General features: G+C 62.9%; 15 protein-coding genes and 1 pseudogene. 15 read left to right on the top strand and 1 reads right to left on the bottom strand.

Translation table 11 applies throughout. The features are described from left to right. Nucleotides 1-50 precede the first annotated feature (50 nt). On the bottom strand, nucleotides 51-2,366 hold the full coding sequence (locus GYH35_RS06215) for an SMP-30/gluconolactonase/LRE family protein (protein ID WP_161827903.1): 2,316 nt from the start codon (nucleotides 2,364-2,366) through the stop codon (nucleotides 51-53). Between the two features lie 163 nt (nucleotides 2,367-2,529). Here GYH35_RS06215 and crcB point away from each other — a divergent pair, with 163 nt between their 5' ends. The 15 genes and pseudogenes from crcB to GYH35_RS06140 all read left to right on the top strand — a co-directional run. Further along, nucleotides 2,530-2,913: a fluoride efflux transporter CrcB gene (gene crcB, locus GYH35_RS06210; RefSeq protein WP_161814805.1), complete on the top strand. Its 384-nt coding sequence runs from the start codon at nucleotides 2,530-2,532 to the stop codon at nucleotides 2,911-2,913. 12 nt (nucleotides 2,914-2,925) lie between these two features. Further along, nucleotides 2,926-3,447, top strand: coding sequence for a GNAT family N-acetyltransferase (locus GYH35_RS06205; RefSeq protein WP_161827902.1), 522 nt, complete (start codon nucleotides 2,926-2,928; stop codon nucleotides 3,445-3,447). 242 nt (nucleotides 3,448-3,689) lie between these two features. Beyond that, a complete protein-coding gene (locus tag GYH35_RS06200) occupies nucleotides 3,690-4,190 on the top strand; it encodes a flagellar basal body-associated FliL family protein (protein ID WP_161827901.1) in 501 nt (166 codons plus the stop codon). Nucleotides 4,191-4,206: 16 nt separating this feature from the next. Continuing rightward, nucleotides 4,207-5,211 carry a flagellar motor switch protein FliM gene (fliM, locus tag GYH35_RS06195; RefSeq protein WP_161814802.1) on the top strand — a complete coding sequence of 335 codons (1,005 nt, stop codon included), beginning with the start codon at nucleotides 4,207-4,209 and terminating at the stop codon, nucleotides 5,209-5,211. A gap of 142 nt (nucleotides 5,212-5,353) precedes the next feature. Further along, nucleotides 5,354-5,608 (top strand): annotated as a pseudogene (gene fliN / locus GYH35_RS35365) (flagellar motor switch protein FliN); the annotation flags it as partial. Between the two features lie 12 nt (nucleotides 5,609-5,620). After that, a complete protein-coding gene (fliO, locus tag GYH35_RS06185; protein WP_202624103.1) occupies nucleotides 5,621-6,148 on the top strand; it encodes a flagellar biosynthetic protein FliO in 528 nt (175 codons plus the stop codon). Beyond that, a complete protein-coding gene (fliP, locus tag GYH35_RS06180) occupies nucleotides 6,148-6,915 on the top strand; it encodes a flagellar type III secretion system pore protein FliP (RefSeq protein WP_161827900.1) in 768 nt (255 codons plus the stop codon). Before fliO ends, fliP begins: the two co-directional genes overlap by 1 nt. Then, nucleotides 6,912-7,181, top strand: a complete 270-nt coding sequence (gene fliQ, locus GYH35_RS06175) for a flagellar biosynthesis protein FliQ (protein WP_129644853.1) — start codon at nucleotides 6,912-6,914, stop codon at nucleotides 7,179-7,181. The genes fliP and fliQ overlap by 4 nt, the downstream gene beginning before the upstream one ends. A gap of 11 nt (nucleotides 7,182-7,192) precedes the next feature. Further along, nucleotides 7,193-7,972: a flagellar biosynthetic protein FliR gene (fliR, locus tag GYH35_RS06170; protein WP_161814799.1), complete on the top strand. Its 780-nt coding sequence runs from the start codon at nucleotides 7,193-7,195 to the stop codon at nucleotides 7,970-7,972. Between the two features lie 9 nt (nucleotides 7,973-7,981). Then, complete coding sequence (gene flhB, locus GYH35_RS06165; protein ID WP_161814798.1) at nucleotides 7,982-9,097, top strand: flagellar biosynthesis protein FlhB; 1,116 nt, start codon at nucleotides 7,982-7,984, stop codon at nucleotides 9,095-9,097. Between the two features lie 20 nt (nucleotides 9,098-9,117). After that, nucleotides 9,118-10,053 (top strand): helix-turn-helix transcriptional regulator, encoded by a 936-nt coding sequence (locus tag GYH35_RS06160; RefSeq protein ID WP_161827899.1) that lies wholly within the window; start codon nucleotides 9,118-9,120, stop codon nucleotides 10,051-10,053. Nucleotides 10,054-10,223: 170 nt separating this feature from the next. Beyond that, entirely contained in the window at nucleotides 10,224-12,485 is a 2,262-nt protein-coding gene (locus GYH35_RS06155) for a PQQ-dependent dehydrogenase, methanol/ethanol family (RefSeq protein ID WP_202624102.1), read from the top strand. Next, the gene (locus GYH35_RS06150) at nucleotides 12,485-12,976 is read left to right on the top strand and encodes a GlcG/HbpS family heme-binding protein (protein WP_161827898.1); all 492 of its coding nucleotides are present in this window, start codon (nucleotides 12,485-12,487) and stop codon (nucleotides 12,974-12,976) included. Before GYH35_RS06155 ends, GYH35_RS06150 begins: the two co-directional genes overlap by 1 nt. An 11-nt stretch (nucleotides 12,977-12,987) precedes the next feature. Further along, complete coding sequence (locus tag GYH35_RS06145) at nucleotides 12,988-14,313, top strand: metal-dependent hydrolase family protein (protein WP_161814795.1); 1,326 nt, start codon at nucleotides 12,988-12,990, stop codon at nucleotides 14,311-14,313. Between the two features lie 24 nt (nucleotides 14,314-14,337). Further along, a partial coding sequence (locus tag GYH35_RS06140) for a TonB-dependent receptor (RefSeq protein ID WP_161827897.1) occupies nucleotides 14,338-16,453 on the top strand: 2,116 nt, incomplete at its 3' end.

Genomic DNA, 16,453 nt, shown 5'->3' with positions numbered 1-16,453 from the left:
CGCGCCGAGGGTTACACGAGAACGTCAGTGAGCAATTTCCGCTCTGTTCCTCACGGCAGGTCGATGGCGACGATACGAGCCGAGCCGCCGATGAACAGCAGTTGCTCGTCCGGCGACAATGTCATGCCGAAGCTGTCGTAGCCGGTGGGAAAGTTGAGCGAGGTGGTGTCGGGGGCGCCCATGTCGCTGGGCACGGCAATATCGGCCCCGACTTGCGGAAACACGTTGAGCGCACCGACCGGCGTCGTGATGTCGAATGTCGCCACGTGGCCGGTGCCGCCCGCGCCATGGATATAAGCGTAAGCGCGTGTGCCATCGGCGGACAGCGTCGCGGCCTCATTGGCCGGCAGCTGACCGATATCGGCGCCGGTTCGATCGCGCACTGTGTAGTTATTGATCAGCACCCTCGTGCCGGTGCGGTCCAGCGCGAGGCGATAGTAGTAGTAATAGCGGTATCGGAACCAGTCGCCGCGATCGATGAACGTGCGGTCGATCACGTCGAACAGTCCGTAGTGGCCGCCCGATGTGCGGGTGCTGCCGATCGCAAGTACGCGACCGTCACCGCTCGACGCCAGCGTCGGCGTGGGGAAATACCATTCGACGTACGCGGGCCCGGGCGTGAACGGCCTGTTCATGACATTGGACAGCAGATCCAGTTCCTGGAGGTCGGTGCCATCGCTGCAGCTGAGCCTGGTGACGGCAAAGATGGAGCCGGCCGCCGGCGCCGCCATCGATTGCGCTTGCGTATTGATGCAGCTTGGATCGGCAGTCTCGCCGATCGTGGTGGCCACGCCGCTGTCGAGGTCGACTTTCCAGAGCAATGCGGTCGTCGACGCGACCAGATGACGGCCGTCACGCAGCAGGGCTGCGTCCGCCAACCGCGGTATCGAGACGCTGCTCAGCGTCACCCATTGCGTGCCGTTCCATTGATAACGTTCGATCTCATCGTGCAGCACATCGACGCCGTACAAGCGAGTGCGCGTCGGATCGAACAGCAACTTCACTCGATTGCCCGTGGTCACGATATCGCCGGCGCCGGGAGTCGGTTGCGCGACGACGACCTTGAGCGCCGCGGCGGAGCGCGACAGGCCCAGCTCGTTATGGAAGCTCACCTCGTAGTCGTTGGCAGCCAGCGCCGGCAGAGTCAGAGAGATTTCCCGTTCGTTCGTCAGCGTCGCGGACGCACCCAGTGCCGACAGCGGCTGACCGTTCATTCGTAACAGCGCGAGATCTTCCTGGATGAGATTCTCGCCCAGCAGAGTCACTGTCGCGGGTGTTCCGGCGGTCACGAAGTACGGATCGATGGTGTTGGCGCGAGGCAGGCGCACATCCAAGTTGAAGCGCAGATAGGTGTAGGTGTTGATGGTCGCCGTCGGAAGGTAAGCGCCCGAGCGCAGCGCATTGAGCTGATCGCGATCCAGGTCGACGGTCAGTGTGGTCGGGGCGCCCGCGGTGGAGCCTGTGGTCGGCGTGACGGTGAGCAGCGGGGAGTTGCTGCTCGCGCCCCAGGAAATGGCTTTGGGAATGTTCTGACCCAATGCCGTGTCCGAGACGGCGAGGTTGTACTGCAGGGCCGACAGCGGCGTCTGCGCGTTGAGCAGGATATCGAACTGAGTGCTGCTGAGAGTGAGCTGCGGTTCGTTGACCTGCACGGATGCAAACATTCCCCACGATCCGCCGGAGACGCTGTCTCTGATACGAAAGATTTGCTGGTAGTAGCCGGCAGCGAGGCCGGTCATGTTCGGCCGGACATTGATGCTTCCCCGGGCATTGCCGCTGGTCGCGGAGAACTGCAGCCATGCCGGCGGATCCTCGATGCTCCAGGCCACGTTCTCGCCGGTGATCTGGATGTTCACTCCGTCTGCGGGGGTATAGGGACCGGCTTCCGTGGCAGTGAATCGCATGTCCGCGGCAGCCGTGGCTTTGAATCCCTCGCGCAGGTTCAGAGTGACGGTCAGGTCGCGATGAACGACGCTCGAGCCGTCCGCCGCGCCGCTCAGAAAGCGCAGTGTGGATGTATGCGTGCCGACAGGCAGTCCGCCGGGAGTGACCTGAACCGAGAAGGTGGCCTGATTGCCGCTCGTGCCGGTGCTCAATACCTGGAGCCAGGACACCGGGACTTGCCCCGGCAGCGTGCCGACCGCCACGCCGTCGCCCTTGAAAGTGGCGGTGACGGTTTGCGCGGGGATGGTGGTGTACTGCACGCCCGAGAACGAGAGGGAGCCGGTCGACAGCGAAATCGAATGGCGGCCGTTGCTGCTGCCATCGCCACCTCCACCGCCGCCACCGCCGCCGCATCCGGCCAGCAGCAGCAATATCGCGAACGCACCCAAGATCCTGCGAAGAACCGCCGTGTTCTCGATCATGTTTGAATTCCGCTGAGAGAAAGCGCGGCTTGTTTGCTAATGGAGCGCCGCTTGCGCCGGACTATACAAGGCCCGGAGTGACTTCGCAGCCCCTCGGGGCTGCGTCGATGTCCGGGCACAATGCTGTCACAATGCCGGTTCAGGTTGTGCGCGAGGTCCGGTCGTGAAAGCAGTGCTGTTAGTGGCTTTGGGCGGAGCCGTCGGTTCGGTGGCTCGTTTCAAGCTGTCCGGCTGGGTGTTGCATGCGACGCCGAACTGGCGCTTTCCCACCGGCACGTTCGCCGTCAACGTCATTGGCTGCCTGATTGCCGGGCTGCTGGCGGGCATGGCCGTGAAGCAGGATTTCTTCACGCCGGAGGCGCGGCTGCTGCTGTTCACCGGCTTGCTCGGCGGGTTCACGACGTTCTCGGCGTTCGGCCTGGAGACGTTGTTGCTGTTCAAGCGGGGCGAGCCGGGCGTAGCGATCGCCAACGTGGTCCTGAGCATCGTCGTTGGCTTGCTGGTTGCATGGCTGGGTTACGAGATGACGGCTAGCGGTGCGGCCTGAGGAGATCCGGCGATGAAGTTCGTGACGTGCACGCTGGCGGCGCATGGTGCGGCGATTCTGGACATCCTGAACGAGCAGATCCGCACATCCACTTCGGTGTATGAGTATGCGGAGCGCACACCGGAAAGCATGGTGGCCTGGTTCAAGGCCAAGGAAGCGAAGCACTACCCGGTGATCGGCGTAGAGGAGGAGAGCGGCGCGCTGATGGGATTCGCCACGTACGGCGTCTTTCGCGAGCGTCCGGCGTACAAGTACACCGTCGAGCATTCGGTGTACGTGCATCGGGATCACCGGGGCAAGGGTCTCGGTTTGGTGCTCATGGAACGTCTGATCGAGGCGGCCCGTGCGCAGGATTTGCATGTGATGGTGGGCGGCATCGACGCGACCAATGCGGCCAGCATCGCCCTGCACGAGAAGCTCGGCTTCGTGCATGCGGGCACGATTCGCGAGTCGGGCTACAAGTTCGGCGGCTGGCTGGATCTGGCGTTCTATCAGCTGACGCTGCAGACACCGCGCAAACCGGTCGAAGGTTGATAACAACTACAACGATGGCTGCGTCCAGCATTTGACACCTGCCGGATGCGAGCCGGCGTGCTCTTGAGCAGCACGTCACAGTTGCCCGCGCCAAGATTCCGTCGCGAGTTTGCGGTGTGTCGCAGTTCACACTGTGTTTTTCGCGTATTTCTCTTCTGAATTAATCACTTGCATGCTGCTTCCGAGGCGTGGCACGTCGCTTGCTCTTATTCGGCAGCGACGAAGTCTTCGAGGAATGCGCGATGTCCGATGCTCCTGCTGCCGAAGCGCCTGCTCCGGCGCCCGGCAAGTCCAAAATGCTGGTGATTGTGTTGTGTTCGATCCTCGCTGCGGGAGCAGCGGGCGGCGGTGTTTATTTCATGACCGCGAAGAAGAGTGGCGAAGAGCATGCGGCCGCGGAGGCTGCGCCGGCCGTGAAGACGCCCGCGATCTACAGCAAGTTCGATCCGCCGTTCGTGGTGAATTTCCAGAACAAGGGAATGATGCGCTTCCTGCAGGTCAGCATCGAAGTGATGACCCGCGACCAGATGACCGCCGATCTGATCAAGGAACACGATCCGAAGCTGCGCAATGACCTGCTGATGCTGCTCGGCGGCCAGACGTTCGAGACGTTGAGTTCGCGCGAGGGCAAGGAACAGCTGCGCACCCAGGCGCTCAAGGCGGTGGCGGACGTGATCGCGGCCGAAGGCGGCAAGGCCGAGAGCGTCGAGCAGCTGTACTTCACCAGCTTCGTGATGCAGTAACCACAGAGATTGAGACATGTCCGGCAGTGACATTCTAAATCAAGATGAAATCGATGCCCTGCTACATGGCGTAGACAGCGGCGCCGTCAAGACCGAAGCGCCCGTCGCGCCCGGCGAGGCGCGCAACTACGATTTCTCGAATCAGGTTCGCATCGTGCGTGGGCGCATGCCCACGCTCGAAATGATCAACGAGCGGTTCGCGCGCCTGTTCCGCATCAGCCTGTTCAACCTGCTGCGCCGGACGCCGGAAGTCGCGGTGGCGCCGGTGAAGATGCTGAAGTTCAGCGAGTACGTGCATACGCTGCACGTGCCGACCAATCTGAACCTGGTGAAGATCGTGCCGCTGCGGGGCACCGGCCTGATCGTGATCGATCCGAAGCTGGTGTTCACCACGGTGGACAATTTCTTCGGCGGCAACGGCCGCTACGCGAAGATCGAAGGCCGCGAATTCACCGCCACCGAGCAGCGGATCATCCACATGCTGCTCAAACACGTGTTCGCCGATCTCAAAGAAGCCTGGTCGCACGTGCAACCCCTGGATATCGAATACGTCAATTCCGAAATCAACCCGCACTTCGCGAACATCGTGAGCCCGACCGAGATCGTCGTGATCACCAGCTTCCACGTGGAACTGGACGGCGGTGGCGGCGATATTCACATCACCATGCCGTACGCGATGATCGAGCCGCTGCGCGAGTTGCTGGACGCCGGCGTGGCGAGCGACCGTGTCGAGCACGACGAGCGCTGGGTCAGTGCGCTGAAGGAAGAGATCGAGGACGCCGAAGTCGAGCTGACGACGTTGTTGGGCCGCTCCAAGCTCACCATGCGTCAGCTGATGGATATGAAAGCCGGCGACATCCTGCCGTGCGACTTCAACGGCCGCGCCACGGTCATGGCCGAGGACGTGCCCATCTTCCGCGGCAAGTTCGGTGTTTCCAACGGCCAGCAGGCCGTGCAGATCGAAGATCGTATCTCCCGTGTGCGTCCACGAATGCTGGACATTTTGAACGCGAAGGTTTGAACCCATGAGCATGAGTAGAGAAGCAATGGAGGCGGCCCAGGCCGCCCAGTTTGCCGAACTGCTGGAGCAGGAACAGCGCCAGCGCGCGGCTGCCCAGCCACAACCCGATGTCGGCCTGCCGAGCGGATCGCCGAGCGATGTGAATCTGGACGTCATCCTCGACGTGCCGGTCACGCTGTCCATGGAAGTCGGCCGCACGCGCATCCCGATCCGCAACCTGCTGCAGCTCAATCAGGGCTCGGTGGTGGAGCTGGATCGAGCGGCTGGTGAGCCGCTCGACGTGTTCGTCAACGGCACGCTGGTGGCGCACGGCGAAGTCGTGGTCGTGAACGAGAAGTTCGGCATCCGTCTCACCGACGTGATCTCGCCGTCCGAGCGCATCCGCAAGCTGAAGTGAGTTGATGTCGAAGTGAGTCAGGGCAAAGTTCTCATGCCGCGCACCTTGATGTTGTCCGTCATTCGTGGCGTGGCGCTTCGAGGTCTGGCCGTCACGGCCGCGATCGGCGTTCTGTGTTTAGCCGCACCGATGGTATTCGCCGCCGAGAAATTCGCGGCCCCCGAAGCGTCCCAGGCGCCCGCCGCCGTCGGCGCGGGCAGCCTGACTCAGGTGACGCTGTCGTTGTTGCTCGTGCTCGGCATCGTGTTCGCGGCCGCTTGGGTCACGCGTCGTCTGCGCGGCTTCGGCAAGTTTGGCAATGGCGCTCTGCATGTGGTTACAGAGATCGCTGTCGGTACGAAAGAGCGCGTCGTACTCGTGCAGGTTGGCAAACAGCAGTTGTTGATCGGCGTGGCGCCTGGCCGCGTCAGCACGCTGCACGTTCTCGATGAGCCTGTGACACCTCAAACTCCAAGCAATCCAGTCGCGCCTGCCGATGGCTCGACGCCACAACATCCCACCGATTTCAAATCGATCCTGAAGCGGAGCCTCGGACTGTGATGCGCGCTTTCGACAAGCTGCGCGGCCGGGGGCTCGCGCGGTATGCGCTGGCGGCTCTGTTGTTGCTCGCGCCGTTTGTTTCTTTTGCTCAGGGCATTCCGGCAGTCACCGTTTCCACGGCGCCGGGCGGCGGTCAGCAGTATTCGTTGACGCTGCAGATCCTGATCCTGATGACGGCAATCACGCTGTTGCCGGGCATCGTGCTGATGATGACGGCCTTCACACGCATCGTGATCGTGCTGGCCATCCTGCGTCAGGCGCTGGGCGCCGGCCAGGCGCCGCCGAATCAGGTGTTGATCGGCTTGTCGCTGTTCCTGACGTTGTTCGTCATGGGCCCGGTCGTCGATCAGGTGAATACCCAGGCCGTGCAGCCGTACATGGAAGGCAAGATCGACGCGACCACCGCCATGAACACCGGCGTGGAGCCGCTCAAGCGGTTCATGCTCGATCAGACGCGCGAAAGCGATATCGCGACGTTCGTGCGCATCTCCGGCGGCCAGGGCTTCGATAAGCCCGAAGATGTGCCGTTGCGGATCCTGGTGCCGGCGTTCGCAACCAGCGAGCTGAAGTCGGCGTTCCAGATCGGCTTTCTGATCTTCATTCCGTTCGTGATCATCGACCTGGTCGTGGCCAGCGTGCTGATGTCCATGGGCATGATGATGTTGTCGCCGGTGCTGATTTCCTTGCCCTTCAAACTGATGCTGTTCGTGCTGGTCGATGGCTGGGGCCTGATCATGGGCACGCTGGCAGCGAGCTTCTATACATGACGCCCGAAACCATCATGACCATCGGCCGCCACGCGCTGGAGATCACGATGCTGCTGGCGGCGCCGCTGCTGATCGCCGCGCTGGCGATCGGCTTGCTGGTCGGCGTGTTCCAGGCGGCGACGCAGATCAACGAAATGACTTTGTCGTTCATCCCGAAGCTCATCGGCATGGCGGCGACGCTGGTGATCGCCGGTCCCTGGATGTTGAAGCTCATCGTCGGCTACACGCGCGAGCTGTTCGAGAGCATCCCCGGGCTGATCGGCTGACAGACCGGTCGATGATCAATCTCACCACAGGACAGCTCGAAGCCTGGCTGGCGCAGTACCTGTGGCCATTCCTGCGCATCGGCGCCTGTTTCATGATGGCGCCCATCTTCGGCGCCGGCTTCGTGCCGCCGCGGGTGCGTTTGTTTCTGGCGGGCGCGATCACGTTCATCGTCGCGCCGCTGATTCCAGCGCCGAACGTCGAAGTGTTTTCGTTCGCCGCCGTCGTCGTGACCGTGCATCAACTGCTGATCGGCTTCGCGAGCGCGTTCGTGTTGCAACTCATCTTCGATGCGCTCGCGATGGGCGGCCAATTGCTGGCCAATACGATGGGTCTCGGCTTCGCCTTCAACGTCGACCCGCTGCGCGGCGTGAGCACGCCGGTGCTCGGCCAGATGTACATGATCCTGGTGACGCTGCTGTTTCTGGCGATCAACGGCCATCTCGTGCTCATCGAGATCCTGGTGCAGGGTTTTACAACCCTGCCGGTCGGCATGAGCGGTCTCGACAGCGAGATGATCTGGCGCGTCGCGCAGTGGGGCACTCAGCTCTTCGCGGGCGCGTTGATCGTCGCGCTGCCAGGCATGGCCGCACTGCTCGTTGTGAATCTTGCGTTCGGTGTGATGAGCCGCGCGGCGCCCACGCTGAATCTGTTCGCGGTCGGTTTTCCGATCACGCTGATCTCCGGCCTGGTGATCATGTACATCGGCCTGCCTTCGGTGCTGGCCGCCTTCAACCAATCGCTCGAAGCGGCGTTCGGACTCATCCGTACGCTGTTTCAGATCTCGCCGTAGGAGTGGGCCATGGCAGAGGGCGATGACGCACAGGAAAAAACCGAAAGTGCAACTCCCAAGCGCCTCGAGGAAGCGAGGCGCAAAGGTCAAATCCCCAGATCCAGGGACCTGAGTGCGGCGGCGGTGACGATGTCGGCCGCGGCGGCGCTGTACATGATGGGCGATCAAATCGCCGGGAAGATGTCCTCGTTCATGGAAAGGAGTCTGACGCTGACTCGCGAGCAGTCGCTGGATTCCACGCAGATGATTCCAATGCTGACGAGCGCGGCGCTCGACGGTTTGAAGATGTGCGCGCCCGTGCTCGGTATCATCTGTCTCGCTGCGATCCTTGCTCCGCTTGCGCTCGGCGGCTGGTCGTTCAGTACCGAAGCGCTCATGCCGCAGTTCAACCGGCTGAATCCCCTGGAAGGTGTGAAGCGCATCTTCTCCATGCGCGCCGTGGTCGAGCTGATCAAGGCGCTGGCCAAGTTCGGCATCGTCGGCCTGATCGCCGTGATCGTGCTCTGGAACGACGTGACCACGCTGCTCAATCTCGGCCAGGAACCGCTCCATCAAGCCATTGCTCACACCATCACGCTGAGCGGCAAGGCGTTGATCGCCATCACCGCGGGCCTGCTGATCATCGCCGGCATCGACGTGCCTTATCAGCTGTACACGTACGCCAAGCAATTGAAGATGAGCCGTCAGGAAATCCGCGAAGAGCACAAGGAATCGGAAGGCTCGCCGGAAGTGAAGGGCCGCATTCGCCAGTTGCAACAGCAGTTCGCCCGCCAGCGCATGATGCAGGACGTGCCGAAGGCCGACGTGATCGTCACCAACCCGACGCACTTCGCCGTGGCCTTGCGTTACGACGAGAAGCGCATGCGCGCCCCGATCGTCGTCGCCAAGGGCGTCGACCTGGTCGCCGCGCGCATCCGCGAGGTCGCGACCGAACACAATGTGCCGATCTTCGAAGCGCCGCCGCTGGCCCGTGTGTTGTATCGAAACGTCGATATCGGCGGGGAGATTCCCGCAACCGTGTATCAGGCCGTCGCTCAAGTGCTGACGTACGTGTTCCAGCTACGCGTCGCCAGGCGCTCCGGCTTCCAGCCGCCGCCGCGGCCGGATGTGACGGTCGAAGAGTAATGTCATAGACTCGGTCGCCTATGACCGAGCCGCCGCTGTCCGTGCCTTCGATGTTCGTGCCGCCAGCCCTGGCCATGCCGGGCTCGGGATTGCCGGAGGTGATCGACTTCGGCAGCCGGCTGTGGCTTTCCATCGACAACTACCGCCTGCGCGAGCGCTACGACAGCCTGATCCACGGCGAGGACATGATCAAATTCCATGTCCGCCTGGCCGGCCGGCGCTCGCTGACCTTCGATGGCTACGACATGCTGGCGCTCGATGACACCGCCACCGCGGTGCTGCTCCATGAGCGCGATCTGCCGAAGACCGACCACATCTTCGCCAACCACGAGGAAGTGTCGATCACCGTCGCCATGAAGCGGCAGCGCTTCCTCGAGTATCTCGACACCGGCAACACCGGCGTTCCCGTGGTCCTGGAAGACGTCATCAGCCGATACGCTCACACGCCGCGCCTGGCGACCGCCGTGCCGACGCCGGATGAGATCCGGCTGGCCCGGGAAATCCTCGGCTGCCGCCGCACCGGTCCGATGCGCAAGTTGTTTCTCGAGGCCAAGGCGCTCGAGTTCATCCATGCCGTGCTGGAGCACCTGGTGTCGCCGGCCGAAGCGCGAGCCTCATCGGTCCGGCTGACCGAGCGTGACAAGCGCCAGCTGCAACAGGTTCGCGAGCGTCTGGAAGCAAGCTTCATGGAGGGCGCGCGCATCGAGGATCTGGCCCGCGAGTTCGGACTCAATCGCAACAAGCTCTGCACCGGGTTTCGCAATCTGTTCGGCGTGTCCATCTTCGACTTCGCCAGCGGTCTGCGAATGGACCAGGCGCGGCGCCTGCTGCGCGAATCCAGCCTGAGCGTTTCCGAAGTTGCGCTCTCCGTCGGCTATTCCTCGACGGGCGCGTTCAGCTCGGCCTTCCACCGCTACTTCGGCCATTCCCCCAGCGAAGCCCGAATACTCCCCTGATCTTCTGATCGAAAGCGGCCGAGGCCCTTTCGATACGTCCGGCAAAAGGCGCGACTTTTGCCGGACTACCGATAGTGACGATCTCGAACGACTTAGTGAGGATCGCGTAAGCCGGCGGCGCCGACATCGCGTAAAACAGCCTCATTGGGGATCGTTCGGGAGAGTCGCTCGTGAGCAATGCGTGGCGTGCCTTGTCCGCCGTGGCTGTGTTGGGCCTGCTGGCTTCTGGCTGTTCCAAGCACGAAGCCGCGGCTCCGCAAGCGGCCGATGTCGGCTGGCTGACCGGTGGCCACGACGACGCCCAGACCTATCATTCGCCGCTTCAGCAGGTCGATGAAGCCAATGCCGGCCGGCTAGGCTTCGGGTGGAGCTACGACCTCGAGACCACGCACGGGCAGGAAGCGACGCCAGTCGTCGTCGACGGCGTGATGTACGCCAGTGCTCCCTGGGGATTCGTGCACGCTGTCGATGCACGCACCGGTCGGCGTCGCTGGGTGTTCGATCCCAAAGTCGACAACTCCATTACCAGCAAAGTGTGTTGTGGCATCGTCAGCCGCGGCCTGGCGTTCGCCGAAGGCCGTGTGTTCACGGCATCCATCGATGGCCGGCTGTCGGCGCTCGATGCCAAAGACGGCAAGCAGCTGTGGCAGGTCGATACGATCGTCGATCACGAGCGCGGCTATACCGTCACCGGCTCGCCCTACATTGCAGGCGATGTTGTCGTCATAGGCAACTCGGGCGGCGAGTTGGATGCACGCGGCTACATCAGCGCGTATCGAATCAGCTCCGGCGAACTGGCGTGGCGCTTCTTCACCGTGCCCGGCAGTGCGCAAGGCCCCTTCGAGCACCCTGAGCTCGAAGTCGCTGCGAAGACGTGGGATCCAAAGTCGCGCTGGGACGTGGGCCTCGGCGGCACTGTTTGGGACGGCATGGCCTATGACGCCAAGCTCGATCTGCTGTACGTCGGCGTCGGCAACTCGGCTTTGTATCCGCGCAAGCTGCGCAGTCCGAACGGCGGCGACAATCTCTACGTCTCGTCGATTCTCGCGATCCATCCGAAGACCGGCCGGCTGGCGTGGCATTACCAGACGACGCCGGGCGATCAGTGGGATTACACCGCTACTCAAAAGAAGATCCTCGCCGATCTGCGCATCGGCGACCGGACCCGCCAGGTGCTGATGCAGGCGCCGAAGAACGGCTTCTTCTATGTGCTCGATCGCGCGACCGGTGAGCTGCTCTCGGCCAAGCCTTATGTGCCTGTGACGTGGGCGTCGGGCGTCGACGAGAAGACGGGTCGCGCGATGGAAACGGGGCAGGGCGATTACAGCAACGGCCCGAAGCTGGTGTTTCCTTCGCCCGCGGGCGGTCACAACTGGCATCCGATGGCGTTCAATCCGGACACGGGCCTGGTTTACATCCCGACGCTGGAAGCAAGCGCGGTGTTCTGGATGCCCGACGCTCCGTATGTGTATGCGAAGGGCGGTCCCAACACGGGCGCGCTGTATGCGTTCCCCGCCGCACACGCCGGCAACTGGGGGTTGGAATCGCCGGCCGCGAAACATCTCCCGCCGTTGTCCGAACTGGGCAAAGGCCAGCCCGACACGACCATTCGCGGCTTCCTGCGTGCGTGGGATCCGGTTGCAAACAAAGTCGTTTGGGAAGTCGAAACATCCGGTCAGTGGGCTGGCCAGATGAATGCGCTGTGGAATGGCGGCGGCGTGATGACCACGTCGGGCAATCTCGTGTTCCAGGGCCAATCGACCGGTGCGCTGCACGTCTATCGCGCGACCGACGGTCATCCGCTCGCGGCGATCGATATCGGCACCAGCATCATGGCTGCGCCGATGACGTATGAGCTCGACGGCATTCAGTACGTCGCTGTGATGGCGGGCTTCGGTGGCGCGCTGGGCGGCGTTCATCCTGTCGGCACGGCTGCGGAAAGATATGGCAATGCCGGGCGCATCGTTGCATTCAAGCTCGATGGCGGCCCGGTGCCGAAGCCGGCGGAGAAAGAGCATGTTTCTACCGTGCCGCGCCCGGCTGTCGAGCGCTTCGGCTCGGCGGCGGATATCCAAACCGGCAACGACCTGCTGAAGCGCAACTGCGCGCGCTGCCATGCGAACGAAGGTCCGGGCGCCATTCCCGATCTGCGCTGGATGAGTGCGCAGACTCACCAGGAATTCGAAGACATCGTGTTGAAGGGCGTGCGCGCCGCCAAAGGCATGGGATCGTTCGCCGGTTTGATCACGCCCGCTCAAGCTCAGCAGATTCGTGCGGCGGTCGTCGATTCGGCATGGCGTGCTTACGAGGCTGCGCAGAACACTCCTCAATCGGCGCCTCATGTGCCGACGACTGCACCTGAGCTGCCACGATCGCCCGAGCCCGTGCCGGGCCGTGAGCCGACTACCGCTTCCAACGGAGCCTCTCGCTGATGTCACAAATCCGTTCGTTACTTGCAGCCTGCGTGTTGTGCGTCGGGCCCTCCGCGCTCGGCCAGAGTGCGCCGTCTGCTGCCGATTCGATGCTCGCCGCGGCTGAGCGCGCGATCTCTGGCTGCTTCGCGTATGCCGCTGCTAACAAGATGCCGCCGCTGAGTGTGGTCGTCGTCGATGCGAGCGGTGCGCTGATCGCGTCGAAGCGGCAGGACGGTGCGATGCCCGTGGCGAGTGACGCGGCGCTGCTCAAAGCTCGCACCTCTGTTCGCACGCGAGCACCGACGGCGGTGCTGTCGCCCATCGTTCAGGGCGATGCGGGAACGCGCGATGCATTCATCACGATGCAACTCACATCGATTCCGGGTGGCGTGCCGTTCGCGCGCGGCGCCGAAGCGATTGCTGGCGCGGTGGGCGTGTCGGGCGGGCAGCCCGATCAAGACGCGGCGTGCGCGATGAGCGCGGTCGAGGCGCTGAAGGCGAAGAGCTGAGAATACAAACCATGGTTCAACCGACTCGTCTTTCCTCGCTGCTGGTCGGGTTGCTGATTGGCGGAAGCGTCACTCATGCGGCCGAACCGGCCCCCAGCGTCGTCGTCCACTGCGGCACGCTCATCGATCCGGCTGTCTCGGCTCAGCCCCTGTTGGAGCGCTCGATCGTCATCGAGCAAGGACGCGTAATTCGAGTCGACAGCGGTTTTATCGCCGCCCCGGCCGGTGCGCAGACCGTCGATTTGCGCAAGGCCACGTGCTTGCCCGGATTCATCGATAGCCACACGCATCTGACACTGGAGTTCGGCAAGGGCGCCTATCTGAACAAGTTCGTCGATACCGACGGCGATGTCGCCTACAAGGCGGCGCGCAACGCCAAGGTCGTGCTGATGTCCGGCTTCACGACCGTGCGCGACCTGGGAGGTCAACATCTGGTCGATGTCGCGTTGAAGAATGCCATCGAGCGAGGCGATGTGCCGGGGCCTCGCATGCTCGTCGCGACGAACCTGTTGTCCATCTCCGGCGGGCACGGCGATCCATCCGCGGGATATCGCGAAGAGTTGTTTCATCCGACGGAAGCCGATGGCGTCGTCGACGGCGTCGACAGCGCCATTCGCGGCACACGCATCGCGATCAAGCGCGGCGCCGATGTCATCAAGGTCACGGCGACGGGCGGCGTGATGTCGGTCGCCGATCATGGATCGGGAGCGCAGTTCTCCTCCCCCGAGCTGCAAGCCATCGTCGAGACCGCGAAGAGCCATGGCTTGAAAGTGGCGGCGCATGCGCATGGTGACGAAGGCGCGTATCTCGCCGTGGCGGCGGGTGTCTCTTCGGTCGAGCACGGAACGTATCTGACGCCGAAGACATACGCGCTCATGAAGAAGAATCATGTGTATCTCGTACCCACGGTTATCGCCGGCGCGTCTGTTGCTGAGGCCGCGAAGACGCCCGGTTTCTTCCCGCCGTCCGTGCAGGCCAAGGCACTGGAGATCGGCCCACTCATGGTTGCCGCGCTCAATCGCGCTTGGAAAGCCGGTGTGCCGATCGCGTTCGGCACGGACTCCGGCGTGTATCCGCACGGTCGCAACGCTCGTGAGTTCGGCTACATGGCCGAAGCGGGAATGCCGCCCATCGATGTGATTCGCGCCGCCACACAGAACGCCGCCGATCTGCTCGATCGCAGCAAGGACATCGGCACGCTGCAGCCCGGTCACTTCGCAGACATCGTCGCCGTGCAGGGCGATCCGCTGAGCGACGTTCGTTTGCTCGAGCAGGTTTGGTTCGTGATGAAGCAGGGACGCATCTATAAGGCAGACGGCGCCGCCGTCGCATTCTGATAAATCCATCCGAGGTCATCGCCAGTGAACACTCGAACTCATCTTGCTGCCGCGATGAGCGCGGCAGTTCTTGCCAGCACGATTCCGCTGCACGCCTCGGCTCAAGACGGCGCCGCCGGCGACGGCCTGGAGGAAATCGTCGTCACTGCGCAGAAGCGCGAGCAGAAACTGCAGGAAGTGCCGATGGCGGTCACTGCGGTCTCGGGTGCGCAGTTGGAACAGCAGGGCATCACGCAGTTCCAGGACCTGTTGCGCAGTGTGCCGGGCGTTACTTTCGCCGGCACCGAGCCAGGACAGAGTCGCTACGCGATTCGCGGCGTCAGCACCGAAGCATCGAGCCCGACCGTCGGTGTGTATCTCGATGACATCTCGTTGGTGTCCATCTCTACGAGCTTCGCGGGTGCGATCGATCCGGCGTTCTTCGACTTCGAACGCGTCGAAGTGTTGAAGGGGCCGCAGGGTACGCTCTACGGCGGCAGCGCGATGGGCGGCGCCATTAAATATGTGAGCCGTCAGGCGGTGATCGACGAGACCTCGTTCTCGACTGCGGCTGGTTTGTCCTCGACACGCGGCGGCGATCTTTCTTACGAGGCCGAGGGAGTTGCCAACATTCCGCTGGTCGCAGAGAAGCTGGCGCTGCGAGGCGGTGTGTCCTATCGCAAGACTGGTGGCTATATCGATAACGTCGCCGGCGGGGATACCGAAGTCTGGACGCGCAGCACGACGCTGCCGCCGGCGGCGCTGCAGCCGACTCGCTATTCGACGCTGAGCACGTTCGATCAGGACGATGCGAACGAACGTGACTTGCTGTCGGTGCGGCTGTCGGCGAAGTACACGCCTACCGATACGCTGACGGTGGTGCCGGCGGTGCTCCTTCAAAAGAGCGAGAAAGACGGCACGGATAGTTTCTTCACGAACCTGCCGGAGTATGAGGCGTCGTATCGCTTCGGTCAGCCGACCAAGGACGACGTGGGCATCTACAGTCTCACGATCAACAATGACTTCGGTGGCGCGACTCTTACCTCGATCAGTGCGTACGTGGATCGTGACGTGAATTGGGACCGCGATTACTCGCTGTTCATCGGCAACCTGGCGGCGCCCTTCTTCCCGTACGATTCGTATAACACTTCTGACACGGTCACCAAGACGTTCACGCAGGAGTTGCGCCTGTCGGGCGATGGGTTCAGCGGTCGTCTGCAGTGGGTGGGCGGTTTGTACTATGCCGACCAGGAAGATCGGCTGCTGCAGGTCGTGACCACGGCGGGGGCGGGTGTGCCGTTCGGCCTGGGCACCGATGTGACTTACTTTGGCGATCAGCGCACGGATAGCAAACAGTTCGCCGCGTTCGGCGAGCTCACGTTCGAGATTCTCTCGACTCTGGACTTGACGGTGGGCCTGCGCTACTTCGATCAGGATCAGACCGTCAACGCGGAGTTCGACGGCATCTTCAACGGCGGCGCCAGCACCGTCGATGACAAGAAGAGCAGCGAGGACGGCGTCACGCCGAAGGTGTCGCTCACCTGGCGGGCAACGCCGGACAATCTGCTCTACACGACGGCGAGCAAGGGGTTCCGTCAGGGCGGGCCGAATCGTTTCAACACGAATAGCCCGCTGTGCGCACCGGACTTCGAGCGGCTCGGCATCGATCGCGTGCCGGACAGCTATCGGCCGGATACGCTGTGGACGTACGAGGTCGGCAGCAAGAACCAGGTTCTCGATCGTCGTGCGACGGTGAATGCGGCCGTGTACTACACGGATTGGAGCAAGATTCAGCAGCAGGTGAACCTGCCGACTTGCGGATTCCAGTTCGTCGGCAATGTCGGCGCGGCTGAGATCAAGGGCGCCGAGCTGGCCATCGAAGCGGCTGTTACCGATGCGTTCACGCTCGGCGGTACGGCCAGCTATACCGACGCGGAGATCACCGAATCTGCACCGGGTGTGTCTGCGCAGGTCGGGCAGTCTGTGCTCGATACTCCGGAATGGATGGGCAATGTTTACGGCGACTACAAATTTCACCTGAGCGAGACGATGGATGCCACGCTCCGCGCCGAGTATCAGTATCGCGGCTCCAGCTTGCGTCAGTTCGATACGACCATGCTGGTGTCGTATCCAGATGGCAGCGCGGCTAACGTTCCCAACA

The organism is Steroidobacter agaridevorans (genome assembly GCF_009932555.1).
GTDB classification, from domain to species: domain Bacteria; phylum Pseudomonadota; class Gammaproteobacteria; order Steroidobacterales; family Steroidobacteraceae; genus Steroidobacter; species Steroidobacter agaridevorans.
The sequence above is the reverse complement of the archived record's forward strand: the minus strand, read 5'-3'. Positions and strand labels throughout refer to the sequence as shown.

Excerpts from the sequence above, each read along its gene's own strand:
- GYH35_RS06150 (WP_161827898.1), top strand. The coding sequence starts at position 12,485 with ATGTCACAAATCCGTTCGTTACTTGCAGCCTGCGTGTTGTGCGTCGGG.
- flhB (WP_161814798.1), top strand. The coding sequence starts at position 7,982 with ATGGCAGAGGGCGATGACGCACAGGAAAAAACCGAAAGTGCAACTCCC.
- GYH35_RS06200 (WP_161827901.1), top strand. The coding sequence starts at position 3,690 with ATGTCCGATGCTCCTGCTGCCGAAGCGCCTGCTCCGGCGCCCGGCAAG.
- GYH35_RS06205 (WP_161827902.1), top strand. The coding sequence starts at position 2,926 with ATGAAGTTCGTGACGTGCACGCTGGCGGCGCATGGTGCGGCGATTCTG.
- GYH35_RS06215 (WP_161827903.1), bottom strand. The coding sequence starts at position 2,366 with ATGATCGAGAACACGGCGGTTCTTCGCAGGATCTTGGGTGCGTTCGCG.
- GYH35_RS06145 (WP_161814795.1), top strand. The coding sequence starts at position 12,988 with ATGGTTCAACCGACTCGTCTTTCCTCGCTGCTGGTCGGGTTGCTGATT.
- fliM (WP_161814802.1), top strand. The coding sequence starts at position 4,207 with ATGTCCGGCAGTGACATTCTAAATCAAGATGAAATCGATGCCCTGCTA.
- fliQ (WP_129644853.1), top strand. The coding sequence starts at position 6,912 with ATGACGCCCGAAACCATCATGACCATCGGCCGCCACGCGCTGGAGATC.
- GYH35_RS06160 (WP_161827899.1), top strand. The coding sequence starts at position 9,118 with ATGACCGAGCCGCCGCTGTCCGTGCCTTCGATGTTCGTGCCGCCAGCC.
- fliP (WP_161827900.1), top strand. The coding sequence starts at position 6,148 with ATGCGCGCTTTCGACAAGCTGCGCGGCCGGGGGCTCGCGCGGTATGCG.
- fliR (WP_161814799.1), top strand. The coding sequence starts at position 7,193 with ATGATCAATCTCACCACAGGACAGCTCGAAGCCTGGCTGGCGCAGTAC.